The organism is Modicisalibacter coralii (genome assembly GCF_004117855.1).
GTDB lineage: Bacteria > Pseudomonadota > Gammaproteobacteria > Pseudomonadales > Halomonadaceae > Modicisalibacter > Modicisalibacter coralii.
On sequence record NZ_QWBW01000009.1, the window covers coordinates 175552 to 201685 of the forward strand.

Sequence of the window (26134 nt, forward strand, 5' to 3'; positions counted from 1 at the left end):
AGCCTCGGCGGTCAGTCGCCTTGCCCGGCCGGAGCGCTTTCGCCGACCCATTCGCTCAACCAGAACAGCACCGCCGCCAGGGCGAAGGCGGCGCCCAGCGCACAGGCGCCGGGCCAGCCGGCCAGGGTGTACAGCCAGGCCGCGCCGCCCGAGCCCGCGGCGCCGCCCAGGAAGTAGCCGGTCATGTAGGCGGTGGTGATGCGGCTGCGCGCCTCGGGGCGAATCTGGTAGATCGCGCTCTGGTTGAGGATCTGGTTGCCCTGCACGCCCAGGTCGAGCAGCACGATGCCGACGATGATCGCCGCCAGTTCGTGGGCGAACAGCGTCATCGCCAGAAAGCTCAGCACGATCAGGCACAGGAAGCTGCCGGTGGCGACCCGCGACAGGCCGCGGTCGTGCAGGTTGCCGGCCAGGTTGGCGCACAGCGCGCCGGTCACGCCCAGCAGACCGAACAGGCCGATCACCGAATCCGGGTAGTCGTAGGGTGGCCGCGCGAGCAGGAAGGGCAGTGTGGTCCAGAAGGCGCTGAAGGCGGCGAAACCCATGGCGCCGTAGAACAGCCGGCGGCGCAGCAGTGGCTCGTCGCGCAGCAGACTCAGTACCGAGGCCAGCAGGGCGCCGTAGCCGAGTCGGGTCTGTCCGGGCTCGCGTGGCAGCAGGCGCGACAGCAGCAGCGCCTGGACCACCATCAGTGCCGCCGCCAGCCAGTAGACCGCGCGCCAGCCCAGCGCGTCGGCGATCCCGCCGGACACCGTGCGTGCCAGCAGGATGCCCAGCAGCAGGCCGGTCATAACCCGGCCCACCACCCGGCCACGCTCGGCATCGCTGGCGAGATGCGCGGCGAAGGGCACCAGGATTTGCGCGACCACCGCGGTCAGGCCGGTGGCCAGGGCGCAGACGAAGAACAGCGTGATGTCCGGCGCCAGCGCGGTACCGGCCAGGGCGACCGCCGTGGCCAGCGACACCGTGACGATCAACCGGCGGCGCTCGAGCAGGTCGCCCAGCGGCACCAGCAGGATCAGCCCCGCGGCATAGCCGAGCTGGGTCAGGGTGATGATCAGTCCGGCCGTGCCACGGGAGACCTCGAAGCCCCGGGCCAGGGTGTCGAGCAGCGGCTGGGCGTAGTAGATGTTGGCCACCGCCACGCCGCAGGCCAGCGCCATGACGAAGGTCAGCAGATCATTGGGCCGCAGGGCCGGGCGGCCGTCGGTTTGCGTGTCGGTCGCGTCGGTCGTCACCTCGTTTCTCCTACGCTTTGTCTGAAAAATGTCTGCGCTCGCCCATACGGCGTTAAAAATTGACTCAAAATGCTCATTTACGGCTTGTAAACTCCGCTTTTTCGTCAATTTTTGCCTTGTCTGGCCATCGCTCGCCGACTTTTCAGACAGAGCTTAGCTGGGCTGATGGTCATCGCCGCTGACGTCGATATCGACTTCGACCATCATACCCGGACCGATCAAGTCGGCGGGACCGTCATCGAGAGCGATACGCACCGGAATGCGCTGGGTGATCTTGGTGAAGTTGCCGGAGGGGTTGGGATCCGGCAGCAGCGCGAACTGGCTGGTCGCGGCGCGCCCAATGACGGTGACGTGGCCGTGGAAGGCGCGATCCGGATAGGCGTCGACGGTGATGTCGACCGGTTGCCCGACGCGCAGCTCGGCGATGTCGGTCTCCTTGATCTTGGCCTCGACCCACAGCTTGTCCGGGTCGTGCATCATCAGGATCGGCTGCCCGGCGCTGACGTACTCCCCCTGGTCGATCAGTGTCTTGTTGACCACGCCGTCGACCGGGCTTGGCACCTGGAGGTCGGCGATGCGCTGTTTTTCCTGTTCCAGCCGGGCCCGGGCCTGGGCCAGCTCCTGCCGGGCGACCTGCAGTTGCGAGCGTTGCACGGCGGGGTTGGGGAGTGGCATCTGCGAGCCATTGATGAAGCCGACCTCGGCGTTGTCGGCCTGAGCCTGGCTGACCGCGACCTCCTGCTTGGCCTGATGGTATTCCGCCTGCGCCGCCTGGTAGGCGTAGTAGTCTGCATCGCGTTGCTGTTGCGAGACCGAGTGCTTGGCGAGCAGGGCGTCGGAGCGCTGGAAGTCCTTGCGCGCCTGGACCAGCCGCGCCTGGGCGGCCTGCATGGCGGCCTTGCTGGCACTGAGTTCCTGGCGGGTCAGGGTCTTGCCGCCCGCGAGCTGGCGTTCGGCGATCTCGAGGCGCTGGCGTTGATAGTCGACGCGTGCCTGCATGGCGGCCACACCGGCCTCGAGGGTCGCGAGTTCCTGCTCGTCGGGCCGGCTGTAGAGCTTGGCGACGACGGCGCCCTTGTCCAGGTGGTCGCCCTCGGTGATCGAGAAGTCGGTGACCCAGCCTGCCAGGCGGCTGCTGACGGTGACCTGATCGGCCATCACCCGGGCGTCCTGGGCGCTGACATGGGTCATCCGGTGATAGATCGCGAAGCCCGCCCAGATCAGGCAGGCCAGCAGGACCAGCGCGAGCAGCGTCAGCTTGGTGCCCTTGCCGGGGCGGCGGGATACGGCATTCGACGTCGGCGATGTCATGATCGATGAATCCTTGAACTGACGAATGAAAGACGGCTCAGACGCGCTGCCAGCGGCTGAGCAGGATCGAGGGGATCGCGACCACCAGCAGGCTGCCCACCAGCAGCCAGAACCCATCCTGATAGGCGAGAATCGCGGCCCAGACCGCCTCGAGGCGGCCCAGCAGATAGCCGGCCATCGCCTGCTGGTGGGTATCCGGTACGCCCAGGTGGCCGGCGATCTGGGCGTAGTCGCCGAGCTGTTCGCGGGCCAGGCTGTTGCCGGCATTCACCCCGGCGTTGAGGTACTGGCCGTGCAGCGCCGTACGCCGGTCGAGCAGGATCACCAGCCCCGCCGTGCCCAGCGCGCCGCCCAGTTGCAAGGCGAAGTTGATCGTGCCGGAGCCGTAGCCGGTCAATTTCAGGGGCAGGGCGGCGATGGCGTTGGACAGGGTCGGCGGCGGGAAGGCCGCCATGCCGATCGACATGATCGCCATCGACCCCGCCAGATAGCCGAACGAGGTATTCCAGTCCATCTGCGCCATGTGCCACACCGAGAACACCGTGCAGGCCAGGCCCGGTAGAGTGATCCAATGCGGCGGATAGCGATCGCTCAGCCATCCCACCAGCGGCACCAGTACGCCCAGCACGGCGGTCGAGGGCACGAAGATCATCCCCGCGCTGACCGGGCTGTAGTGCAGTACCGACTGCACGAACTGGGGCAGCAGGTACATGATTCCGTAGAAGGAACCGCCGAACAGCAGCATCGTCAGGGTGCCGACCACGAAGATCCGGTAGCGGAAGATCGACAGGTCGAGCAGCGGGTGGGCGGTGCGCTTCTGCCAGGCGACGAAGATGGCCGCGCAGATCAGCGCAGCGCCGATCAACTCGGGGATGCGCGGGTCGTCCCAGCCCCAGCGCTGGCCGTTGGAGAGCGCCGCGAGCAACGAGAACACCGCCGCGAAGAGCAGCACCACCCCGGCCCAGTCGAAGGGCGGGCGCGGCCCCTTGGCCTCGCGCGGGGGCAGGAAGAAATAGCCCATCGCCACGGCGGCCGCGCAGATCGGCAGGGTGATGAAGAACACGTAACGCCAGGTGAAGTTCTCCACCAGCCAGCCACCGATCACCGTCGCCAGCGTCAGCGGCAGCCCCAGGCACATGCCGTACATGGCCAACGCCATGCCGCGGCCTTCCGGCGGGTAGGCGGCGAACAGCGCCTGCATCGCCACCGGACGGATCAGCCCGGTCATCGCGCCCTGGATGACCCGGGCGGCGATCAGCATCGCCATGCCCTGGCCGAGACCGCCGAGGAGCGAGGCGGCGATGAACACCAGCAACAACCCCACGAAGGTGGCGCGCTGGCCGACGGCGGCGACCAGCCACGGCGCGACCAGCAGCGATACCGTGGTCGAGGCCAGAAAGCCGGTGGACAGCCACTGGACCTGGGAGTCGCTCATGCCGAAAGCGCCCTTGATGTAGGGAATCGCCACGTTGACGATGGTGATCGACATACCCAGCGCCACCAGCCCCAGCATCACCGTGAGGGTCACCCACAGCTTGTAGCGGGGGCCGTAGCGCTCGAACAATAGATCGACCTGACTCATGACGCCCGCCGTTGCGGTGCGCGCACCCGGTCAGGATTGGCGGTGAATACCACGGGAGGTCTCCTCGTGCCTACCGGCTGCCCAAGAAGGCGGGCCGGCATCTCTGAGTGGCGAGATGTCGGCCCGAAGTATCGAACAGCGAGCTGTAACGCCGATGTAGCGCTAACTAGTAGCTAGGACATCGTTTGATAGCTAAGGATAGTAGCGCATTCTACCGCCGAAACCCAGTGACAATGACCACCGGCGCTGAGAGGGTATGCTCTGATCGCTGGGGGCACTCGACCGGCATTCGGCCGCCGGTGGAGGGGAACCCGTGAGGGAAGGGCGCATGGACCGGGAGCCGCGATGCCAGAGATCGACCCGAGATGGTGGCTGGGCCAGGGCGTCAGTCTGATGGCGCTGGCCCTGTGTGTCGTGGCCTTCGCCAGCCGGCGCGACGATCGCCTGTTCGTGCTGCTGCTGTTCGCCAACGTGGCCTTTGCCACCCAGTTCGCGCTCTTCCAGAGCTGGGTGGCCGCGGGCATCTCCGCGCTGATCGTCCTGCGTATCGTCCTGGTCCGCCGCTACCCCGGTCATGTCGGGATCATGGCGGGGATGCTTCTCGCCACGCTGGCGATCGCCGTGCCGACCTGGAGCGGGCCGCAGGATATTCCCGCCCTGCTCGCCGGGCTGGTGGGCACCTATGGCATGTTCATGCTGCGCGGCCTGGCCATGCGCGCGATGCTGGCCTTGGCCGCCTTCTGCTGGATCGTCAGCAATCTGCTGGCCGGTTCCCTCGGCGGCACGCTCGCCGAGTCGCTGATCTTCGTCACCAACGTGATCACGATGTGGCGCCTGCGACGTGATCCGGCGTGGCGTCAGTCGCCATGACCGCCGGCGGCCGTGCCCGTGATCAGTCCGATGACACTGACCACCACCAGCACCACGCCGAGGATTCTGAAGAAGGTCTGCGTACCGGCGGCGAGCATGTAGCGATGGACACGTTCGCCCAGCAGATGGCCCAGCAGGGCGCAGGGCAGCAGCCAGAGCTGATGGATCAGTTGCAGGTCGACGCCGGCGATGATGAACGCCGTCATCTTGATCGCCACCAGGATGAACCACAGCGCGAACAGGGTGTCGCGCAGTTGATGCTTGGCCACGTGGCTGGCGAATACCGAGACGATCAACGGCGCCCCGATCAGCGAGGTGCCGCTGACGTAGCCGCCCAGGCCCAGCAGCAGGCAGTCGACGACCGGGTGGTTGCTGCGAAACGGTCGGTTCAGGGCGTAACTGACGCCGTAGACGATGACGATCACGAAGATGATGATCGACATGATGCCGGCCGGCAGGGTCAGCAAGCCGACGACGCCGACCAGCTTGGGCACGATCATGATCTTGAGGGCCTTGCTCAGGTAGCCCCAGTCGATATTGCCGCCATTCGTCGTCGCCGTGCCCTCGGCTTGTGCCTGGCGATGGCCGCGCCAGGCGATCCAGCTCGAGAAGATCATCAGGTGGATGGCGATGATCGGCAGGAAGACCAGCGGATCGTCGACGACCAGCAGCAGGAAGGGCAGGGCCAGTACCGCGCCACCGAACCCCAGGCTGGTGCGCACGAAACCGCTCCAGGCGAAGATGGCGCCGATGAGCGCGTATTGGTACCAAGACAGATCCGACATGCGTTCCCGTTCGTTGTGGGTTTATCAGCAGAAACGACTATACCCGAAGCCCGGGACCCGATCGCGCTGAAAGCGGTTGGACGCACGGCGACAAGGGGCTCGATGAGGGGCGACAGGCGTTGCCGCCGCCGACCGCGCCGGCTATGTTGGCCGGCGTGTCCATGCAATGGCGGGGAAGCGACGATGAAGCAATACGCGGTGGTGGCCTACGACCACACGGATGACGACGCGCTGGCCCGGCGGCTGGCCAATCGCGATGCGCACCTGGCGGGCATCCGCCGGCTCGCGGATCGGGGGCATTTCCTCAGCGGCGGGGCGATCCTCGACGACGACGGCCGAATGGTCGGCTCCAATGCGCATTTCCAGTTCGCCGATCGGGCGGCGCTGGACGACTGGCTGGCCAGCGAACCCTACATGACCGGCCGGGTCTGGGAGCGGGTGGATATCCGCGAGGTCAGGCTCTTCGATCCCGGCGCCTGACGTCATGGCCGAGACTGGTACGCCGTTGGCCGCCCGGATTCGCCGGTTGCTCAAGACGACGCCCCGCGAGGCGCTGCCGCTGACCTATCATCAGGTCGCCGACGCACTCGGACTGCAGCCGCCGCGAACCATTCGCCAGGTCGCCATGGCGCTGGAGCAAACCATGCGCGAGGACGCCGCCGCGGATCGGCCCTTGATTGCCGCGCTGGTGGTCAGCCGTCAGGGGGAGGGCCTGCCCGCCCGGGGGTTCTTCGATCTCGCCGTGGCGCTGGGGCGCTTTCCCGACGCGTCCGAGAGGCATGTCGAAGCCTGGCGGGCGGAGTATCGGCATGCTCTGGCGTCGAGGGGCCACGATTGATGGGTCCGCTTTCCAGACACGCAAAAACACCAGGGCCCGCCGAAGCGAGCCCTGGTGTTCGAAGCCTGACGGCGCGCGAGGCGCCGAACTAACCGGGAGGGTTAGAGAGGCTTGATGTTCGCAGCCTGAAGGCCTTTCTTGCCCTGGGTCACGTCGAAGGAGACCTGCTGGCCGTCCTGCAGTGACTTGAAGCCTTCGGCCTGAATTTCGGAGAAGTGGGCGAACAGATCGTCACCGCCGTCGGCGGGAGAAATGAAGCCGAAACCTTTGGTGTCGTTGAACCACTTGACTGTGCCAGTTGCCATTTTCGAATTCCTTACGCATTGAGCGTGTATTGCGGTTGCCGGGTGATACCCGAGATACAGTGGGTAAGACAAGGGATATGACCAGGTAACCGAATGCTTCGAGTACAACTGACGATATGCGACTTGCTAACCAACTGGGGGCATGATGGGGGTCTGCCGGGGCTGCGTCAAACGTTTTCTGCCGCAGGCACGAAAAGATGGCCCGAGGGGACGTCGGTAGCGGGCCTCGGCGGGCCGGCCGGTGGTGCCTGGCTTGTCGTCGTTTAGACCAAGGTCTACGTTGAGCGCAGGTGCGGTCACTCGCGGTGACCGCCACGCACGCATCACACGGAGGTGAACATGACCAATGAGTTCGAGATCCACGCCCAGTCGCAGACCCTGCCCGGCAGCGAGGCCGCCATGGATCCGCCGGCCGAGATGATCCGGGCCGGTTACAGGGGCGCCGACAAGCTCGCGGGCAAGGTCGCGCTGATCACCGGCGGCGACAGCGGCATCGGCCGCTCGGTGGCGATCCATTTCGCCCGCGAGGGGGCGGACGTGGCCGTCGTCTATCTCAGCGAGGCCGAGGACGCCGCTGAGACCCGGCGCCTGGTCGAGGCGGAAGGGCGCCGCTGCCATCTGATCGAGGGCGACCTGGCCGAGGCCGAATTCTGCCGTCGCTGCATCGCCGAGACGGTCGATGTCCTCGGCGGCCTCAACGTGCTGGTCAACAACGCCGGCACGCAATGGGTCAGCGAGGATCTCGCCGAGCTGCCCGACGAACAGTGGCGCCGCATGTTCGACGTCAACATGCACAGCCAGTTCTACCTCGCCAAGGCCGCGCTGGCACACCTCGGCGAGGGCGATTCGATCATCAACAATGCCTCGATCAACGCCTATATCGGCCCGGATTTCCTCGTCGACTACTCGGCGACCAAGGGCGCCATCGTCAGCTTCACCCGCAGCCTCTCCAACCAGGTGGTGGGGCGGGGCATCCGGGTCAACGCCGTGGCCCCCGGCCCGGTATGGACGCCGCTGCAACCCGCCACCCTGGGTTCCCACGATCCGCAGTGGCTGGAAGGCTTCGGCCAGCAGACGCCGATGGGGCGCCCCGGTCAGCCCAGCGAGCTCGGCCCGGTGTTCGTGTTCCTGGCCAGCCTGGACGCCTCGTTCATCAGCGGCCAGACGATCCACCCCAACGGTGGTACCGTGGTCAATGGCTGATACCGGGGCCGAGCCCCTTCGTCGACACGAGGCAGCGTAGCGATGACCCAGGACACTCCACGCCAGCCGCGCCACTGGCTCGACAGCGCCACCCATCGTCACTGGTTGACCCGCGAGGGGCTGGCCCTGCTCGACTTCCATCGCGCCGGGCGGCTGGCGTCCGGTGGCTTCGGGCCCATCGACGGTGACGGCCGTCTTCTCGACGGGGCGAGCGCCGATACCATGATCACCGGGCGCATGGCGCACAGTTATGCCCTGGCGGCGCTCCAGGGCGTGCCGGGGGCGGCGGCGCTGGCCGAACACGCCGTCCGTGCGCTGAACGGTGTGCTGCGCGACACCCGGCATGGGGGCTGGTTCGCCGGCGATCCCGCGGCGACGGACGACCGCAGCAAGCAGTGCTACCTGCATCACTTCGTCGCCCTGGGGGCCGCCACCGCGACACACGCCGGCATCCCCGGGGCGGCCGAACTGCTCGACGAGGCGGTCGAGGTGATCGATAGCCGTTTCTGGTCCCCGGAGGAGCAGGCGTTCGTCGAAGGCTACGCCCAGGACTGGCGGGATCTCGCCGACTACCGCGGCGGCAACAGCAACATGCACGGCGTCGAACTGTGCCTGGAACTCGCCGATGTCCGCGGCGAGTCCGTGTGGCTGGAGCGGGCACTGGCGATCGTCGAGCGAATCATCCACCGCCACGCCGCCGCCCGTGATTTCCGTATCCTCGAGCACTTCCACGGCGACTGGTCCGAATGGCCGGAGCACAACGCCGACCGGCCCGACGACGGCTTCTACCCCTATGGCGCCACCCTCGGTCACGGCTTCGAGTGGGCGCGCTTGATGCTGCACCTGGAGGCCGCGCTGGAAAGGCGCGGCAAGGCGGCTCCGCCCTGGCTGTTCGTGGAGGCCGCCGCGCTGTTCGACGCCAGCCTGCGTGACGGCTGGGAAGCCGATGGCGCACCGGGTCTGGTGTATACCGTCGACTGGCAGGGGCAGCCGGTCTCCCGGCGCCGGCGTCACTGGGTCCATGCCGAGGCCGCGGCCGCGGCGGCGGCCTTCATCCAGCGCACCGGCGAGGCGCATTACGAGCACTGGTACCGGCGGCTGTGGGACGTCATCGACGATGTCTTCGTCGACCGCGAGCGGGGCGGCTGGCGCCAGGAGCTGGACGGCCGTCTGGCCATCGATGCCGCCGAGGGCGATATCAAGCCCGATCTCTACCACGCCTATCAGGCCACGCTGCTGCCCCGGCTGCCGCTGGCGCCCAACCTGGCGCTGGCGGTCGAAAGGTTATGAGTCGCCCCCGCCCGGCTTACAGATCCTTGACCAGCCGCAGCGCGTCGTGGATGGCGGCATGGGTGTTGCGATGCGAGATCGCGTCGCCCACCCGGAACAGTTGGAACCTTCCCCCCACCTCGCCGGCGAGCGGCTGCGGCTCGCCGGCGATCAGGGCCTCGTAGTCGACCGCGCCACGGTTGCTCGACAGCGGCCTGAGCGACGCGTACAGGTCCTCCATCGGCAGGGTGCCGAAATTGACCACGACCTGATCGACTCGCCGCTCGCGGCGGACGCCGGTGTAGTCGCTGCCGATCGAGGCCAGCAGGGCCTCGCCGTCGCGGCGCACCCCGGTCAGCCGGAAGCTCGGCGTGAAGGTGACGTCGAGCTGCTGCAGAGCGCGCAGGTAGGGAACCAGGTTCATGGCCATCACCTCCGGTGCCAGGGCACGGTCGGCGGTCATGTACTCGACCCGTCCTCCGGCCCGGGCAATGATCTCGGCGGCCTGCAGGGCGGTGTGATCGCCGGCGTCGTCGTAGACCAGGACGTCGCTGCCCGGCCTCGCGTGGCCCGAGAGGATGTCCCAGCCGGTCACGACGAGGTCGTTGCCGGTTTCCAGGGCCCGTTCGTTGGGTAACCCACCGGTTGCCACGATCACCACCTCGGGGGCCTCCGCCAGGACCTCGTCGTTCTCGGCGAACACGTTGAAGTGGAAGGTGACCCCCAGGGCCTGACAGCGTTCGTAGCGCCAGTCGATGATGCCCATCATCTCGCGGCGGCGTGGGCTCTGGGCCGTGAGGCGAATCTGCCCGCCGGGCGCGTCGGCGGCTTCGAACACCACCACCTCGTGGCCGCGTTCGGCGGCCACCCGCGCCGCCTCCAGCCCGCCGGGCCCGGTGCCGATCACCACCACCTTGCGGCGAGCCGTCGCCGGCGTAATGGTGTGCGGCAGGCTGGTCTCGCGGCCGGTCGCCGGGTTGTGGATGCAGTAGGCCGCGCCGCCCTGGTAGATGCGATCGAGACAGTAGTTGGCGCCGACGCAGGGGCGAATCTCGGCCTCGCGGCCTTCGATGACCTTGCGCATCAGGTGCGGGTCCGCCATGTGGGCCCGCGTCATGCCGATCATGTCGACCTTGCCCGAGGCGATGGCGTGCCGCGCGGTGGCGACGTCCTGGATCTTCGCGCCATGGAAGGTGGGAAAGTCGACCGCGCGCCGGATCTCGCCGGCGAAGTCGAGATGCGGCGCGCTGGGCATTCCCTGCACCGGGATGACATCGGTCAGCCCGGGGTCGGTGTCGATGTGCCCGCGGACCACGTTGAGAAAGTCCACCAGACCGCTGTCCTTGAGGCGATGCGAGATCGTCACGCCGTCGTCGGCGTCGAGTCCGCCCGGCAGGCACTCGTCGCCGGTGTAGCGCACGCCCAGCAGGAAGCGCTCGCCCACCCGCGCGCGAATGGCGGCGAGGATCTCGAAGGTCAGGCGAAGGCGATTGTCCAGGCTGCCGCCGTAGGGGCCGTCGAGCTCGTTGGTCAGCGGCGACCAGAACTGGTCCAGCAGGTGGCCGTAGGCCTGGATCTCGAGGCCGTCCAGGCCGGCGGCGTGCATCCGCTCGGCGGCATCGGCGTAATCGTCGATGATCCGCGCGATGTCCCAGTCCTCGGCGGTCTTGGGGTAGGCGCGATGGGCGGCTTCGCGGTGATGCGACGCCGAGACGATGGGCAGCCAGTCCCCCTTGTCCCAGCGGGTGCGACGGCCGAGATGCGTCAGCTGGATCATCACCGCCGTGTCGTGCTCGTGGCAGGCGTCGGTCAGCTCGCGCATCCACGGCACCACCTCGTCGCGATGGGCGAGGATGTTGTTGAAGGCGGGCGGACTGTCCCGGGAGACCGTCGCCGAGCCGGCGGTCATGGTCAGCGCCACGCCAGCGCGGGCACGTTCGACGTGATAGGCCCGATAGCGTGCCTTGGGCATGCCGTCTTCGGCGTAGGCGGGCTCGTGCGCGGTCAGCATGACCCGGTTCTTGAGCGTCAGATGCTTGATCTGCAGGGGCTGCAGCAGAGGGTCGTGGTTCACGGGGCGAGATTCCTTTGTTGTTGTGGCGTCGAGGCGGCCCGATGATGGTTCTGTACATCGGTGTCAGAATAATAGACAGTGGTGTACAGTAAAGGAAAGAAAAGGAGAGGGTGGGGCGATGGCCTTGGCCGTGAAGGTGGCGTCGGAGGGAATCAAGTGAAAGGCGAGCGTTCGACCGTCAACCAGGCGGCCTGGATCGATGCGGCCTATGAGCTGCTGATCGGCGGCGGGGTCGGGGCCGTCAAGATCGTGCCGCTGGCCAGCAAGCTCGGCACGTCGCGGACCAGTTTCTACTGGCTGTTCGAGGATCGCGAAGCGGTCCTTGCCGCACTGCTGGCGCGCTGGGAGCGCCAGAACACCGAGGCGCTCGTCCGCCAGAGCGAGGCGTATGCCGCGTCGATCGTCGAAGCCGTGCTTAACGTCTTCGACTGCTGGTTCGACCCGGGCCTCTTCGACTCGGAATTCGAATACGCGGTGAGGAGCTGGAGTCTGCAGGACGGCGCCGTCGCCGAGCGCGTGCGGCATGCCGACGAACGGCGTCTAGAGGCCCTGCAACGGTTGTTCGTCCGTTACGGATACGCCGCGGCGGAGGCGGACACCCGGGCGCGGACCGTCTACCTGATCCAGATCGGCTACATCTCGATGCACACCCGCGAGAGCCGGGAAACCCGACTCGCCCGCGTGGCGCACTATGTCGAGATATTCACCGGGCAGAGCTGCACGCCCGAGGATCTCGCGCGTTTTGCCGCCCGCCACCCGGCGCGTTTCGCCGACGAAGCCTGAGGCGTCACGCGTCGTTCCAGGTGGCGCCGGTCGCCTCGCAGGAGACCCCCCACAAGCGCTCGGCGAGCGCCGGATCGCGGGCCGCGGCGGTGGCGCGGGCGCGCTTCGCGGCGCCGCGCATTTCCCCCGGCCCGGCGGGGCCGAAGTAGTCGCCGGGGCGCACGTCATCGGCGGTGGCCGCGTGCAACACCGGCCGGGCGCCGTCGGCGGCGGACTGGCTGATCAGCGGCATCACCAGCCGAAACAGGCTGCCCACCAGGGCGCGGCTCTCGACGCCATGCTCGAACAGCGCGGTGCGCGACAGCCCCGGATGCGCCGCCACGCTGAGCAGCCCCCAGCCACGCGCGTCGCTGTGGCGTTGCAGCGCCTGACTGAACAGCAGCATGGCCAGCTTGGATTGGCGATAGGCTCGCCAGGGATCGTAACGGCCCTCGCCGTGGAGGTCGTCGAAATCGATACGCCCGCCGCGATGCGCCAGGCTCGAGAGTTGCACGACCCGGGGGGCCGGCGCCGCCAGCAGCAGGGGCAGCAGCAGGCTGGTCAGCAGGAAGTGCCCCAGGTAGTTGACGCCCAGCTGGCGTTCGAAGCCGTCGCGGGTGGTTTCCCGCGTCGGAGGCGCCAGAATGCCGGCATTGTTCACCAGCACGTCCAGCGCGCCCTCGTGCTCGCGTACCCGGGCGGCGAAGTCACGCACCGAGGCCAGGCTGTCCAGGTCGAGTGGCTCGCAGCGCACCGCAGTCTCGGGGAATTCGGCACGCAGCGCCTCGACGGCGGCACGGCCCTTGTGCGGATTGCGCGCGGCGACGATGACGCGATGGCCCCGCGCGAGAAGGCCCCGGGCGGTCTCGAAGCCCAGTCCGGTGTTGGCCCCGGTGACGATCGCCAGCGGGGCGGCGTGGTCGGTCGCCATCGGCTCAGTCGTTGCCGACGGTCTGGATCACCTCGAAGCCCTCGAACTGCGGCGGGCCCAGGTAGAGCCCCTCGCGACGGCTCTGCCCGGCATTGGCGTGCGCCGCGCGGAACGCCTCGGAGTGCGTCCAGGCCTCGAAATCCTCGCGCGAGCGCCAGACGGTGTGCGAGGCGTAGAGCACGTGATCGTCGTTCTCCGGGCCACGCAGCATGTGGAACTCGACGAAACCGGGCAGGCCCTGGAGGTGGCTCTCCCGCTCCAGCCAGATCCGTTCGAACTCCTCCGTTCGCTCGGGATTGACCCGGAAACGATTCATGGCGATGAACACGATGGTGTGCCTCCTGGCGGATCGATGGGTGCCCGGGAACGATGACACCTTCCCCCGAGTGGGGCAAGGCGGTCGGCAGGGGCGGCCTCGGCACGTCGGTGCCGTCATTGACTGCCCCCGGGAGTGATCTCTCGACAGGTTTTTCCTCCGGCCTTTGTCTTCAGCCATTCTCCAGAAAGAGGTCCGCGCGGTTCGCGTGCTGCAGGACCAGGCGCATGTTGGGCAGGTCGTTGCCCTCCAGCTTGGTCTGACGCTGGGCGTCGGAGAGGTGCGCCCAGCGCCGGGTCAGACGTTCCTCCAGTACGTGCTCCGGTACCTGGATGAAGACACGTAGATCGAACCTGTCAGCCAATCGCGCCCAGAGCGGGTCATCGAGCAGCAGGTAGTTGCCCTCTACCACGATGAGCCGCGCTTTGGGGCCGATCAGCCGCGCGGCTCCTCGGGCGATCTCGAGCGCGCGATCGAATACCGGCACCGCAACGACGCTACCGTCGTCGGCCGCGATCCGTGCGAGCGTCACTGACAGGCCCTCGACATCGAAGGTATGCGGTGCCCCCTTGCGTGCCAGGTCGCCACGCTGCGTCAGCAGGGTGTCGTCGTAGTGAAAACCATCCATCGGCAGAATCTCGGCGCTCCCGGGGGCGAGCGCCGTCAAGGCCTCCATCAGACGCGCAGCGATATAGCTCTTGCCCGCGCCCGGTGGGCCTGCCAGCGCCACGATGCGGCGCTCGGGGCCTTGCGTCATGGGGACGAGACGGGCAATCAGATCATCAAGGTTGGTGCGGGTCGGCATTCGGTATCGCCTCCTGTGCCAGCAGTGACTCCGAGGGATCGCCGATCATCAGACGTGGCGGGATGACCGCCACCTCGCCGGTGCGCTCGTCAGCGCGATCGAACCACTCGAAGCAGGTAGCAATCATCGTTTCCATGTCCTGGCGCAGCATGACGGTGTCGAGGGGCAGGCAGGCGGCGAAAGGGTCCCAGTCGAAACACGCCAGTCGGACGTGCCGCACCAACTCGGGGTGGGCATGCCAGAACATGGCAAAGCCCTCGAAGGCGGTGATCGAGTTCACCAATAGCGCTGACGGCGGTCGGTCACTCTTGGCGAAAAGTGTTTCCAGCGCGTTCTTGGCCGCCAGCGGACTGTAACCGCAGCGCAGGACGTCTCCCGCCTCGACCGGATGGGAGCGCGCCTGGCACTCCGCCATGAAGCCCGACACGCGCTGATCCGTGGCGTACTCCGACTCCCGACCACCGAGGAAGATCACCCGCTCCCGTGACGCAAGGCCGTCCAACAGCCAGCGGGTCAGGCTGCGTGCGCCGCCGACGTTGTCGGTGACCACGGAGAAGGTATTGGCGCCCGGCAGGTCGACGTTGACACAGCGCACCCCACGGGCGAGACAAAGCCGGTTCAGCGGCTCCGGATCGCGCACGCCGGCAATCACCATCAGCTCCACCTGCTGTGCCACCAGCGTCTCGACGACCTGCGTCTCGATCTCGTGGTCACGCTGCGTGCTGACCACGATCGGCACCAGCGAGCGCTGCCGGGCCTCGCTTTCGAAGCTCTCGATCAGGCCGGCAAAGAACCGGTTGCGGTGATGGGGCACGATCATGCCGGCAAGCGACGATCGCTGCATGCGTAGCCCCCGGGCGCGCTGGTTGGGCTGGTAGTCCATCTGCCGGGCCACCGCCAGCACGTGCTCCGCCGTGGCCTCCTTGATGCGATGCTGCCGCCAACTGCCGTTCAGCACGAAGCTGACCGTCGAGATCGAGGTCCCCGCCGCGCTGGCCAGCTCTCGAATCGTGGTGCCCCCTTTGCGGTTCGCCTTGGTCATAGCGGTCTCCGACGCCTGGGCTACGAGGTGAGTCTTGGACTAAAGACGATGCCATGATCGCATTGACGCCACAAGCTAAAAGGTTTTTGCTAATAACCGAAACGACCGACATGCCCGGCTGGCGGGTGCCCCAAGACAGCGACACGTCATGCCGTACGACTCAAACAGGCCCTACAACAATAGCCCTGGGAGACATGCATATGATTCGCAACAAAGGTGTACGCCGCTGGTTGACCCTCGCCGCCAGCGTCTTGCTCATGACGCTGGCGACCGCGCCAGCGATGGCCAAGGAGATCACCATCGGCGTGGTCGCCAAGATCGGCGGGATACCCTGGTTCAACGCCATGGAAGCGGGCATCGAAGAGCGCGCCAAGGAACTGGACGTGAACGCCTTCATGGTGGGCCCGACCAGCGCCGATCCGGCCCTGCAGGTGCGAGCGATCGAGGATCTGATCGCCCAGGGCGTGGATGTGATCGGCGTGGTGCCCAACGATGCCCAGGTGCTCGAGCCGGTACTGGCCCGCGCCCGGGAGCAGGGCATCATCGTGCTCACCCATGAATCCCCCGATCAGAAGAACGTCGACTGGGACTTCGAGCTCGCCTCGGTCAAGGGTTTCGGTGCCGCCTATGGCAAGCGGTTGGGCGAATTGATGGGCGGCAGCGGCAAGTACGCGGTGTTCGTCGGCGGGCTGACCGTGCCCCTGCACAATGCCTGGGCCGATGCCGCCATCGCCTACATCAAGGCGCACTACCCCGACATGCAACTGGTGGGTGATCGCTACGGCGTGGCGGAGGATGTCGACGCTTCCCGGCGCACCGCCCTCGACCTGATGCGTGCCAATGACGACCTGGGCGGCATCCTGGCCTTCGGTAGCCAGGGGCCGATCGGCGCAGCACGCGCCGTGAAAGAACACCGCCGCAGCGGCGACGTCGTGGTGCTCGGCCCCTTCTCCCCCGGCCAGGGTCGTCGCCTGGTGCATGACGGCGTGCTTAGCGGCGGCTTCATGTGGAACCCGAAACAGGCCGGCGAAGTCTTCGTCACCCTCGGCACCCTGCTGGCCAAGGGTGAGACGCTGAAAGACGGGATGGAGATCGCGGGCCTCGGCGAGATCCATCCTGACGTGAAAGGTCGCGACATCATTGTCGACCAGTTGGTCGAGATCAACGACAAGACCGTCGACGACCTGGCCGCGCTCGGTCTCTGACGCCACGGCGCCGGTGTCCCATCCGAATGGGCACCAGCGCCTCTGAATCCCCCCAGGATTACGCCAGAGGTGCGCCATGCACACCCCGATTCACTCACAGCCCGGCGACATCGATCCGGGACCCTGGCTACTGCGCCTCGAGCATGTTTCCAAACGCTTCGGCGGGGTCCAGGCCCTGGACGACATCGCCTTCAACGTGCGTCCCGGCGAGGTGCTGTGCCTGGCCGGCGAGAACGGTTGTGGCAAGTCCACGCTGATCAAGACGGTCAGCGGCGTCCACGCCCCCGAACCCGGCGCCGTCATGCAGTGGGATGGCCAGGACATGCTCGGCATCGATCCCGCCCGCGCGCGCGAACTGGGCATCCAGGTCATCTGGCAGGACCTGGCGCTGTTCCCCGAGATGAGCGTGGCCGAGAACATCGCCTTCGAACGCAACCTGGGTCGCCGTCCACGGCTGGTCAAGACTGCGGCGATGCGCGCCCAGGCTGCCGAGATTCTCGACAGCCTGGGCGTGAACATCGACCTGGATGCTCGGGTGGCCTCGCTGTCGATCGCCAACCGGCAGTTGGTGGCCATCGCCCGCGCACTGATCGCCAACGCGCGACTGGTGTTCATGGACGAGCCCACCGCCTCGCTGTCGCGGCACGAGACCGAGGCGCTGATCGACATCGTGCGGCGACTCTCGGCCCAGGGCATCGCGGTGGTGTTCGTCAGTCACCGCCTGGCCGAGGTGCTGGATATCTGCTCCCGGGTCACGGTGCTGCGCGACGGCTGCTACGTCGGCACCTACTCCACTGAGGGCATGACCCAGTCACGCCTGACCGAGCTGATGACCGGTCGCCAGTTCGACTACCGCACCCGGCCCGCGCCGACAGGTGATGGCGAGCCCCGGCTGTCGGTCCGAGGACTGACCCGCCAGGGTGAGTACCGGGACATCGATCTCGACATTCGTCCCGGCGAGATCGTCGGCCTGACCGGACGCCTGGGTGCCGGGCGCACCGAGCTGGCGCTGTCACTGTTCGGCATGCGCCGGCCGGAGCGCGGGCAGATCCTGCTCGACGGCCGACCGCTTAGGATGACCTCCAACCGCGATGCCATCCGCGCCGGCATCGCCTACGTCTCCGAGGATCGACTCTCCCTCGGCCTGGTGCAGCAGCAGGCCATCGCCGACAACATCGCCATCACCGTGCTCGGCCGCCTGCTGAACCGGGCCGGGCTGCTCTCGCCGCGTCGGCAAACCGGCCTGGTGGCGGACTGGATCCGGCGCCTCAAGGTCAAGGTCGGCTCGCCCCAGGATCCGGTCTCCAGCCTCTCCGGCGGCAACCAGCAGCGCATCGTGCTCGCCAAGTGGCTGGCCACCGAGCCGCGTCTGCTGATTCTCGACAGCCCCACCGTGGGGGTGGACGTCGGCGCGCGTGCCGGCATCTTCGAGATCGTCGCCGAGCTCGCTGCCCAGGGCATGGCGATCCTGCTGATCTCGGACGAGACCCCGGAGGTCTACTTCAACGCCGACCGCGTGCTGCACATGCGCGACGGTCGCCTGGTCGAATCGTTCATTCCCGCCCATACCGAACTCGAGCGGATCGAGGAGGCCGTCCATGCGTAAATTCCTGCCCCGCCTGGGCAGCACGGAACTGTGGCTGATCGCCGTGATCGCGGTGATCTGCGGCGGGCTCGCGCTGACCACCGACACCTTCCTGACCCTGGTCAACCTGCTCGACCTGCTCAACTACTCGGCGGTTAACGTGATTTTCGCCGCCGGCCTGCTGGTGGTGCTGGTCGCGGGCGGTATCGACATCTCCTTCGCCGTGGCCGCCTCGGTGGTGCAGTACCTGGTCGCCACCACGCTGCTGAGTCTGGGCGGGGGCGGCTGGGTGCTCGGCTTCGCCCTGTCGATCGGCTTCGGCGCCCTGCTGGGCGCCTTCAATGCCGCCCTCATCCATCACTTCCGCATCATCTCGATCGTGGTGACCATCGCCACCTTCAACCTCTTCTTCGGCTTGCTGATGTTCTTCACCGATGGGGTGTCGATCTACAACCTGCCGGATTGGCTGGTGGAGCGCGTGGTGCTGTTCGAGCACGAAACCGCCAATGGCTGGGCGGAACTGACCCTGCCGGTAGCGGTCATGGCCGTGGTGGTGCTGGCGACCTGGCTGCTGCTGCGCCGCCTGAACCTGGGGCGTCAGCTGTTCGCGATGGGCGACAATCCGGAAGCCGCCCGCCGCCTGGGTATCGGCATCGCCAAGATGCACTATCTCGCCTACGGCTGGCTGGGCGCCTGCGCCGGCATCGCCGGGCTGATGCAGATGCACTACGCCCAGGAGGTCGTGCCCAACGCGCTGTACGGCCGCGAACTGGATGTCCTCGCCGCCGTGGTGCTGGGCGGCGCGCGTCTGGGGGGCGGGCGCGGCACGTTGCTGGGGGCGGTGCTGGGCCTGGCGCTGATCGCCATCACCCAGAACGGCCTCAACCTGCTGGGCATCTCGCCCTACGCCTTCCGCATGATCGTCGGCGCCATCATCCTGATCGCCATCTGCATGTCGGGAGAGACCCTGGACGTCCTGCGCACCCGTCTTGCCCGCCGACGCGCCGCCCCGCGCCAGGAGGTGCTGTCATGAGCCCGAGCGTGATCTCGCGTCTTATGAACCCCGCCGGGAGCAAAAGCCCCGCCGCCGGCGAGCTGGCCGGCATGGGTATAGTGCTGGGCGTACTGGTGGTGAGCTTCAGCCTGCTTTCGGATCGCTTCCTGACCGGCGCCACCTTCGACTCGATCGCCTTCCAGCTCCCCGAGCTGGGGCTTCTGGCACTGGCCATGCTGATCCCGCTGCTCTCCGGCGGGCTCAATCTGGCGATCACCTTCTCGGCGAACTTCTCGGCCCTGGTGATGGCCTGGGTGGTCGGCTGGCTGGGTGGCCCAGAGGCCGGCATGAGCGGGATCCTGCTGGGCATGCTGGCGGCGCTGCTCAGCGGCGCCCTGATCGGCTGGGCGCTGGGGGCCATCGTCGCCTACACCGGCGCCCATCCGATCCTCGCCTCGCTGGCGATGATGATCTTCCTGCGTGGGCTGGGTGAATTCCTCACCCGTGGCGGCAGTGTCTCGGGCTTCCCCGACGCCCTGGTCGGCCTCGGCCAGGGCACCTGGCTCGGCATCCCCGTGCCGCTGCTGGTGTTCGCCGCCTGCGCCGCCCTGTGGGCGCTGATCCTCAATCGCACCCGGCTGGGCTTCTCGATCTACATGCTGGGCTCCAATACCGAGGCCACGCGCTACTCCGGCATCAGCACCCGGCGCGCCCTGACCCTGGTCTACGTGCTTTCGGGGGTCATGTGTGCCGTCGCCGGGATCATCATGACCAGCCGCTTCAACTCGGTGCGAGTTGGGCACGGTGAAGCCTACCTGCTGATCACCGTACTCGCCTGCTTCCTCGGCCGGGTGGATCCGTTCGGCGGCTTCGGCCGCGTGGCGCCGGTGGTGATGGCGCTGATCATCCTGCAGGTGATCAGTTCCGGTCTCAATCTACTCGGCACCAACCAGCACCTCGCCACGGCGTTGTGGGGCGGCATCCTCATCGCCGTGATGGTGGTGCGCTATCTATGGGGCCGGCTACGCGATCGCCGCCGGCGACGTCGCTGACACTGCGCAGCGCCGTCACGTTTGAGTGTGTTTCGCGACATCGATCTATCCAAGACATCAACGACAGAAGGATGAGGCTATGAGTGTCAGTGGCTTTGGCGTACACACGGCCATGTGGGCCATGGAGTGGAACCGGGAGGCCGCCGAATTCGCGATCCCGGAAGCGGTCAAGCACGACATCGACTTCCTCGAGATCACCATGCTCGATCCCGAGGGAGTGGACACTGCGCATACCCGCCGCCTGCTGGAGCAAGCCGAGGTGGCCTGCGTCTGCTCGCTCGGACTACCGCTGGACAAGCTGCCCACCAACAACCCCGAAGGCGCCCTGGATTTCCTCACCATGGCCATCGACAAGTCGGCGGAGATCGGCGCCAAGGCCATGAGCGGGGTCATCTACGGGGGGATCGGCCAGCGCACCGGCCAGCGCCCCACCGAGAAGGAGTTCGATGACACCGCACGCGTGGTGGCGCGCGCCGCCGCCTACGCCCGCTCCAAGGGCATGCTGTACGGGCTGGAAGCGGTCAACCGCTACGAGAACCATCTGATCAACACCGCCGATCAGGCGGTCCGGCTGTGCGAAAAGGTCGGTGCCGAGAATGTCTTCGTGCACCTCGATACCTATCACATGAACATCGAGGAGAAAGGCATCGCCCAGGGGATTCTGCGCGCCCGCGAGCATCTCAAGTACATCCACCTCTCCGCCTCGGATCGTGGCACCCCCGGCCGCGACACCATTGCCTGGGACGAGGTCTTCGCCGCCCTCGCCGCCATCGACTTCAAGGGCGGCATGGCCATGGAGAGCTTCATCACCGTACCGCCGCAGGTGGCCAGCGCGCTGTCGGTATGGCGCGACGTCGCGCCCTCCCGCGAGGAGGTATTGACAGATGGGCTCGGCTATCTGCGCATGAAGGCCGATCAGTACGGCTTGATCTAGCGTGTCCTGTCCGGTAATCCCCTGATGCCGGAGGCGCCGGCGGGTCACCCGCCGGCGCCTCCGGTCAGCCCGACAGCACCGTTGGCAGCCACAGGGCGATCGCCGGCCACAGGCAGACGATCAGCGCGCCGATGCACATCAGCACGAAGAACGGCGCCGCCGCCAGCGCCACGCGGCCGATGCTCTCGCCGGTCAGCCCCTGCAGCACGAAGAGGTTGAAGCCCACCGGCGGGGTGATCTGACCCAGTTCGACCATGATCACCAGGAAGACGCCGAACCACAGCGGGTCGTAACCGGCCTGGACGATGATCGGCAGGGTGATCGGCAGGCTCATTACGGTGATCGAGATACCGTCCAGGAACAGCCCCAGCACGATATAGAACAGCGCCAGGGCCAGCAGCAGGGCCACCGGCGAGAACGCCTGTGCGGCGATCCAGCCCGCCAGTTCGCTGGGCAGGTGCAGGTAGCCCATGGCGGTGGACAGCAGGGCGGCGGCGATCAGCAGGCTGCAGACCATCACCGCGCTGATCAGCGCGCCGCGCAGGGCATCGACGAACAGGGCCAGACTCAGCTGGCGTTCCCACAGCAGCAGGACCAGGGTGGCGGCACAGCCCACCGCGGCGGCCTCGGAGGGGGTGGCGATGCCGCTGTAGATGGCGCCCAGCACGATCACGATCAGTCCCAGCACCGGCGCCAGATCGAGCAGGGCGCGGCCGACGCCGGTGGCGTCGTCCTCGCCCCGGGGCGCGACGCGCGGGTCGAGCAGGCTGCGCAGGGCCACGTAGCCGACGTACAGCGCGGCGATCAGCAGCCCCGGCAGCACGCCCGCCATGAACAGCTTGCTGATCGAGACCTCGGCCTGGACGCCGTAGACGATCATCACGATCGACGGCGGTATCAGCAGCCCCAGGCTGCCCGCCCCGGCCAGCGAGCCGATCGACAGGTCGCGGTCGTAGTGGCGCCTGGCCAGTTCCTGGGTGGTGATCTTGCCGACGGTGGCGGTGGTCGCGGCGCTCGAGCCGCTGACGGCGGCAAACAGCGTGCAGCCCAGCACGTTGGTGTGCAGGATGCCGCCGGGCAGGTGCCGGGTCAGCGGCGTCAGGCCCCGGAACAGCCGTTCGGAGATGTCGGAGCGGAAGATCAGCTCGCCCATCAGGATGAACAGCGGGATGGCCGAGAGCTCCCAGCTGTTGGCGGCGCGGAACAGGATCTTGGAGAGGATCAGACCGATCCGCTGGGCATCGAAGTCGCCCAACCCCCACAGCGAGAGCATGGCGACGATGACCAGGCCGGAAAACACCCAGTTGCCCAGCGCCAGCACGCCGAGCAACAGGGCGATGACCCCGGCGCCGGTGAGAAGCATGTCCATTCATCGTCCTCCGGGCGGGAAGGTCCGGCGCTGCGCGAGGATATGCAGCGTGCGCACGGCGAGCGTGAAGCAGAGCAGGTACAGGCCCAGTAGTACCGCGCCCTGGGGGATCCACAGCGGGGTGCGGGCCATCGTCTCGCTGATGATGCCGCGCGCGAAGCTGCGCTCCACGGCCAGCGTCCAGTAGCGTGCCAGCCAGCCGAAGGCGAGCAGGGCCGTGAGGCTGGCGAACAGCTCCAGCGGCCAGCGCCAGCCCTGGGGCAGGCGCTCGAGGACCAGGGAAACGCGGATCAACCCATCCTTTTCCAGGGCGTAGGGCATGCCGAGGAAGGTCATTGCCGCCACGCTGTAGCCGATGTATTCGTCGAGGATGAACGTGGAGCGACCGAACAGGCGCAGGCCGATCTCGAGCAGGATGTGCCCGAGCATGTACACCACCAGCAGCATGGCGACACCGGCGCCCAGCGCCGCCAGGGCGCTGGACAGCCGGCCGAGCACGGCGACGACGGGATGTACCCGGCGCGGCGTTGCGGTCTCCCCGGCAGGTTCGGGGGCCGCCATCACGGGGCCTCTGGGTCGCGGTACTGTTCGAGGATGCGCTGGCCGCGATCGCCGGCCGACTCGACCCAGTGGGCGACCACCGGCTCGGCCGCCTTCTCCAGGCCGGCCTGGAACTCGCCCGGGATGGGGTCGTGGATGGCCACCTGGTGCTCGCGCAACTCGGCGTAGTTCTGTGCCAGACGCTGTTTCACGACCTCCCAGTTGTGGGCGTCGGTCTCCTTGGCCGCCTGGAGCACCGCCTGCTGGTTGGCCTCGCTGAGATCCTCGAAGGCATCCCGGTTCATGTGCACCATGTTGAGCGGAACGGCGTAGTTGATGGCGCTGAAATCGCTGAGGTGTTCCCAGAAGCTGCCGTTGGCGCCGGCCTCGGCCGAGGTCAGCACCGCCTCGATACCGCCGGTGGCGAGCTGGGGCACGACATCGGCCCAGGACAGTTTCACCGGCGAGGCGCCGGCGCTCAACAAGGCTTCCGTGCCGTTGCGGTCGTAGCTGCGGATCTTGAGGCCATCGAGGTCCTTCATGCTGGTCACCGGAGTCTTGGACCAGATGCCGCTGGCCGGCCACGGCGAGGCATAGAGCAGGATCTGGTCATTGGCCTCGAAGACCTTGGCGTACTCGGGCCGGGCGATATTGTAGAGGCGGTGCGCGGATTCGACGTCGTCCGCCAGGAAGGGCAGCGACGACAGCAGGAAGATGGGGTCCACGCCGCCGAGAGTGCCGGAGAGGCTGTCGGCGATCTGCACGGCGTTGTCGGCCACGGCATAGAAGTGATCCGCCGAGCGGAAACCCAGCGAGCCGCCGGTGTGCAGGGTGATGTCGACCTCGCCGTCGGTCAGGTCCTTGACCCGGTCGATGAACCAGGCATCGCCCTGGGCATGGATCGAGCTGGCATTGTATTCGTTGGAGAAATCCATGGACGCCGAGTAGACGGGGGCGGCCAGAGCCGCCAGGCCGAGCGCCAGCAGCGAGCGCGTCACGAGGCGGGCGGGGGAAATGGACAATCTGCCGGGCATGGGTGAGTCCTTGTTGTTGGTCGATCCTTGAGCTTCGGGAAACGTCCCGACCGAGGGCGGTCTCTGGACGACGCAAAGCGTTCCCTGTGCGACGCCGGCACCCGTGCGGGGGGCGCGCCGTCGGGTCGTGTGAGGTGCGCCAGCGGCAAGCGGTATCGGCGCGGTGTCGTGCAAACCTTTCGGGGTGACGCTGAGAGAACGACCGGCCCGGGCATGGCCAGCATCATGGCGAATACCAACAAGTCCACAATCACGGTCATTGCCATGATCTACACCATCGCCATTCTGCTCAGCCTGATCGGCTATTTCGTCATCGGCCACCTGGCCGGGCGTCGCGTCAAGCACCTCGACGATTACCTGGTCGCCGGGCGCAACGCCCCGACCTTCCTGATTCTCGGCACCCTGGTGGCCAGCTACCTGAGTACCAGCGCCTTTCTCGGCGAGACCGGCTTCGCCTACGCCGGGTACCCCTTCGTCATGCTGATCTTCGCCGCCGTCAGCACCTCCGGCTGCCTGCTGGGAGCGCTGGCCTTCGGCCGCTACCTGCGGCGCAGTGGCGCGCTCACGGTGCCCGAGTTCTTCGGCAAGCGCTTCGCCTCGCGGCGCGTGCAGGTGATTGCCGGGCTGACCACGGTGGTCGGTCTGGGCGCCTACCTGCTGGGGGTGATGCAGGGCGCCGGGATCATGTTCGAGGAACTCACCGGGCTGCCGTACTGGGTCGGCCTGGTGCTGGTCTGGCTGACCTATACCGGCTTCATCCTCTACTCGGGCTCGCCGGGTGTGGTGCTGACCGACACGGTGATGTTCGTGATCTTCTCGCTGGCCGCGCTGGGCGGGTCGCTGTACATCATCGACGACCTGGGCGGTTGGCACGGCGTCATCGAAGGGCTGCTGAGCCAGTCCGACAAGCCCGGCATCGCGCTGTGGCACGGTGTCATTCAGGGCGAGGACGCCACCTTCTCCTCGCCCGGCGAGGCACTGACCTGGGGGCTGACGCTGGGTCTGGTGTGGGCCGCGGTGCTCGCCGCCAGCCCCTGGCAGGCCAGCCGCTACCTGATGGCGCGCAACGAGCACGTGGTGATGCGTTCGGCGATGCTCACCGCCGTGGCGCTGGCGATCTTCTATGCGCTGATGATGATGACCGGCGCGGCCATCAACCTCTACGACCCCGGCCTCGACGGCGAACACGCCATGGTCTGGTCGGCGCTCAACGTGCTGCCCACCTGGCTGGGCATCGTCATTCTGACCGGCGTCTTCGCGGCCGGCCTGTCGTCCTGCTCGACCTTCCTGTCGATCATCGGCTTCAGCCTGTCCAACGACATCCTGCCCGCCTCGCGCGACGAGAAGACCGCCATGCGCACCAGCCGCATCGCGGTCCTCGCCGCCGGGCTGATCGCCCTGGTGCTGGCGTTGTTCCAGCCGCCGGCGGTGATGGCCGTGGTGTGGTTCGCGGCGACACTGTTCGCCTCGTCCTGGGGGCCGGTGGCGCTGATGAGCATCTGGAGCCGGCGGATCACCGCCGCCGGCGCGGCCTGGGGGCTGATCGTCGGCTTCGTCGGCAATCTGCTGCTCTCGCTGGCCGAGCAGGCCGGCTGGGTCACGCTGCCGGTCTACCTGCACCCGGTCGTGGTCAGCACCCTGGCGGCGCTCGTGGCCATCGTGGCGGCCTCGCGGCTGACCACGGTCAGCCCGGCGGAACGCGACTACCTGGCGAGCCTGCACCGGCGCGACGAGGCAACCCAGGCGAACTGGGAAAGCGGCACGCGCCGGGTGGCCGTCGGCACCATGCTGGCGGGAATCCTGGTGGGCGTCTTCCTGTGGTACCAGTACGCGGACACCCTCGCCGGGCTGGCCGGGCGCTTCGCCATCGCCGAATCGGCGACGCTGGGTGCCTACGCGCTGGCGGTGGGCTGTGGCGGCATGCTGCTCATCGCTGGCGGGGTCGGGTACCGGGTCGCCCGCACCCGCCGGGCCGGGGTAGCGCGAAGCGTCTCCAGCGGTGCCTGACGCGGCGTGGCGGCCACGGCGCCGCCATTGCCGCCCGATCCACCCATCGGGGCCGCATCGCCGGGTGCGGCCCCGACTCGTCA

At 67.5% G+C, this 26134-nt stretch carries 25 protein-coding genes; 12 read left to right on the top strand and 13 right to left on the bottom strand.

Going from position 1 to position 26134, the window contains the following annotated elements:
• Positions 1–11 precede the first annotated feature (11 nt).
• The 3 genes from D0901_RS05800 to D0901_RS05810 form a co-directional block, all read right to left on the bottom strand.
• On the bottom strand, positions 12–1238 hold the full coding sequence (locus D0901_RS05800; RefSeq protein WP_203234801.1) for an MFS transporter: 1227 nt from the start codon (positions 1236–1238) through the stop codon (positions 12–14).
• A gap of 153 nt (positions 1239–1391) precedes the next feature.
• Positions 1392–2549, bottom strand: a complete 1158-nt coding sequence (locus D0901_RS05805) for an HlyD family secretion protein (protein ID WP_129139347.1) — start codon at positions 2547–2549, stop codon at positions 1392–1394.
• Positions 2550–2586: 37 nt separating this feature from the next.
• Positions 2587–4131, bottom strand: a complete 1545-nt coding sequence (locus D0901_RS05810; RefSeq protein WP_129139348.1) for a DHA2 family efflux MFS transporter permease subunit — start codon at positions 4129–4131, stop codon at positions 2587–2589.
• Positions 4132–4476: 345 nt separating this feature from the next.
• On the opposite strand from D0901_RS05810, the gene D0901_RS05815 reads away from it, so the two are divergent.
• Positions 4477–5001: a YgjV family protein gene (locus D0901_RS05815; RefSeq protein WP_129139349.1), complete on the top strand. Its 525-nt coding sequence runs from the start codon at positions 4477–4479 to the stop codon at positions 4999–5001.
• Here D0901_RS05815 and D0901_RS05820 read toward each other — a convergent pair.
• Positions 4989–5786, bottom strand: coding sequence for a sulfite exporter TauE/SafE family protein (locus tag D0901_RS05820; RefSeq protein WP_129139350.1), 798 nt, complete (start codon positions 5784–5786; stop codon positions 4989–4991). The two genes, D0901_RS05815 and D0901_RS05820, sit on opposite strands and share 13 nt — an antisense overlap.
• Before the next feature lie 183 nt (positions 5787–5969).
• Between D0901_RS05820 and D0901_RS05825 the strand changes: the two genes are divergently transcribed.
• Together D0901_RS05825 and D0901_RS05830 are read left to right on the top strand one after the other, a co-directional pair.
• A complete protein-coding gene (locus D0901_RS05825) occupies positions 5970–6266 on the top strand; it encodes a YciI family protein (RefSeq protein ID WP_129139351.1) in 297 nt (98 codons plus the stop codon).
• A gap of 4 nt (positions 6267–6270) precedes the next feature.
• A complete protein-coding gene (locus D0901_RS05830; RefSeq protein WP_129139352.1) occupies positions 6271–6624 on the top strand; it encodes a hypothetical protein in 354 nt (117 codons plus the stop codon).
• A 101-nt stretch (positions 6625–6725) separates the two neighbouring features.
• On the opposite strand, the gene D0901_RS05835 is transcribed toward D0901_RS05830, so the two are convergent.
• Positions 6726–6929, bottom strand: coding sequence for a cold-shock protein (locus D0901_RS05835; RefSeq protein WP_129139353.1), 204 nt, complete (start codon positions 6927–6929; stop codon positions 6726–6728).
• A gap of 339 nt (positions 6930–7268) precedes the next feature.
• Between D0901_RS05835 and D0901_RS05840 the strand changes: the two genes are divergently transcribed.
• Together D0901_RS05840 and D0901_RS05845 are read left to right on the top strand one after the other, a co-directional pair.
• Complete coding sequence (locus D0901_RS05840) at positions 7269–8132, top strand: SDR family oxidoreductase (RefSeq protein ID WP_129139354.1); 864 nt, start codon at positions 7269–7271, stop codon at positions 8130–8132.
• 42 nt (positions 8133–8174) lie between these two features.
• Positions 8175–9422, top strand: a complete 1248-nt coding sequence (locus tag D0901_RS05845; RefSeq protein ID WP_129139355.1) for an AGE family epimerase/isomerase — start codon at positions 8175–8177, stop codon at positions 9420–9422.
• A 16-nt stretch (positions 9423–9438) separates the two neighbouring features.
• Here D0901_RS05845 and D0901_RS05850 read toward each other — a convergent pair whose 3' ends face one another.
• The gene (locus D0901_RS05850; protein ID WP_129139356.1) at positions 9439–11475 is read right to left on the bottom strand and encodes an NADH:flavin oxidoreductase; all 2037 of its coding nucleotides are present in this window, start codon (positions 11473–11475) and stop codon (positions 9439–9441) included.
• Between the two features lie 156 nt (positions 11476–11631).
• Between D0901_RS05850 and D0901_RS05855 the strand changes: the two genes are divergently transcribed.
• A complete protein-coding gene (locus D0901_RS05855; protein WP_129139357.1) occupies positions 11632–12258 on the top strand; it encodes a TetR/AcrR family transcriptional regulator in 627 nt (208 codons plus the stop codon).
• 4 nt (positions 12259–12262) lie between these two features.
• Here the strand turns inward: D0901_RS05855 and D0901_RS05860 are convergent, their stop codons facing one another.
• From D0901_RS05860 to D0901_RS05875, 4 genes are all read right to left on the bottom strand, one after another.
• Positions 12263–13168, bottom strand: a complete 906-nt coding sequence (locus tag D0901_RS05860; protein WP_129139358.1) for an oxidoreductase — start codon at positions 13166–13168, stop codon at positions 12263–12265.
• 4 nt (positions 13169–13172) lie between these two features.
• Positions 13173–13496 carry a heme-degrading protein HmuQ gene (gene hmuQ, locus D0901_RS05865; RefSeq protein WP_129139359.1) on the bottom strand — a complete coding sequence of 108 codons (324 nt, stop codon included), beginning with the start codon at positions 13494–13496 and terminating at the stop codon, positions 13173–13175.
• Between the two features lie 160 nt (positions 13497–13656).
• A complete protein-coding gene (locus D0901_RS05870) occupies positions 13657–14289 on the bottom strand; it encodes a nucleoside/nucleotide kinase family protein (protein WP_129139360.1) in 633 nt (210 codons plus the stop codon).
• Positions 14267–15331 carry a LacI family DNA-binding transcriptional regulator gene (locus D0901_RS05875; RefSeq protein ID WP_129139361.1) on the bottom strand — a complete coding sequence of 355 codons (1065 nt, stop codon included), beginning with the start codon at positions 15329–15331 and terminating at the stop codon, positions 14267–14269. Before D0901_RS05875 ends, D0901_RS05870 begins: the two co-directional genes overlap by 23 nt.
• A gap of 200 nt (positions 15332–15531) precedes the next feature.
• Between D0901_RS05875 and D0901_RS05880 the strand changes: the two genes are divergently transcribed.
• The 5 genes from D0901_RS05880 to D0901_RS05900 all read left to right on the top strand — a co-directional run bounded on the left by D0901_RS05880 (position 15532) and on the right by D0901_RS05900 (position 21101).
• Positions 15532–16536: a substrate-binding domain-containing protein gene (locus D0901_RS05880; protein WP_233440369.1), complete on the top strand. Its 1005-nt coding sequence runs from the start codon at positions 15532–15534 to the stop codon at positions 16534–16536.
• A 76-nt stretch (positions 16537–16612) separates the two neighbouring features.
• Complete coding sequence (locus D0901_RS05885; protein WP_129139362.1) at positions 16613–18142, top strand: sugar ABC transporter ATP-binding protein; 1530 nt, start codon at positions 16613–16615, stop codon at positions 18140–18142.
• Complete coding sequence (locus tag D0901_RS05890) at positions 18135–19154, top strand: ABC transporter permease (RefSeq protein ID WP_129139363.1); 1020 nt, start codon at positions 18135–18137, stop codon at positions 19152–19154. The genes D0901_RS05885 and D0901_RS05890 overlap by 8 nt, the downstream gene beginning before the upstream one ends.
• On the top strand, positions 19151–20167 hold the full coding sequence (locus tag D0901_RS05895) for an ABC transporter permease (protein WP_203234802.1): 1017 nt from the start codon (positions 19151–19153) through the stop codon (positions 20165–20167). The genes D0901_RS05890 and D0901_RS05895 overlap by 4 nt, the downstream gene beginning before the upstream one ends.
• Before the next feature lie 79 nt (positions 20168–20246).
• On the top strand, positions 20247–21101 hold the full coding sequence (locus D0901_RS05900; protein ID WP_129139364.1) for a sugar phosphate isomerase/epimerase family protein: 855 nt from the start codon (positions 20247–20249) through the stop codon (positions 21099–21101).
• Positions 21102–21165: 64 nt separating this feature from the next.
• Here the strand turns inward: D0901_RS05900 and D0901_RS05905 are convergent, their stop codons facing one another.
• From D0901_RS05905 to D0901_RS05915, 3 genes are read right to left on the bottom strand one after another with little or no spacing between them, the layout of a single operon-like run.
• Positions 21166–22470 (bottom strand): TRAP transporter large permease, encoded by a 1305-nt coding sequence (locus D0901_RS05905; RefSeq protein ID WP_129139365.1) that lies wholly within the window; start codon positions 22468–22470, stop codon positions 21166–21168.
• Positions 22471–23031 carry a TRAP transporter small permease gene (locus tag D0901_RS05910; protein ID WP_129139366.1) on the bottom strand — a complete coding sequence of 187 codons (561 nt, stop codon included), beginning with the start codon at positions 23029–23031 and terminating at the stop codon, positions 22471–22473. It abuts the gene before it with no gap.
• Positions 23031–24044 (bottom strand): TRAP transporter substrate-binding protein, encoded by a 1014-nt coding sequence (locus D0901_RS05915; RefSeq protein WP_129139367.1) that lies wholly within the window; start codon positions 24042–24044, stop codon positions 23031–23033. Before D0901_RS05915 ends, D0901_RS05910 begins: the two co-directional genes overlap by 1 nt.
• A gap of 213 nt (positions 24045–24257) precedes the next feature.
• Here D0901_RS05915 and D0901_RS05920 point away from each other — a divergent pair, with 213 nt between their 5' ends.
• Positions 24258–26051, top strand: a complete 1794-nt coding sequence (locus D0901_RS05920) for a sodium:solute symporter family protein (RefSeq protein WP_233440370.1) — start codon at positions 24258–24260, stop codon at positions 26049–26051.
• The last annotated feature ends 83 nt before the right edge of the window (positions 26052–26134 follow it).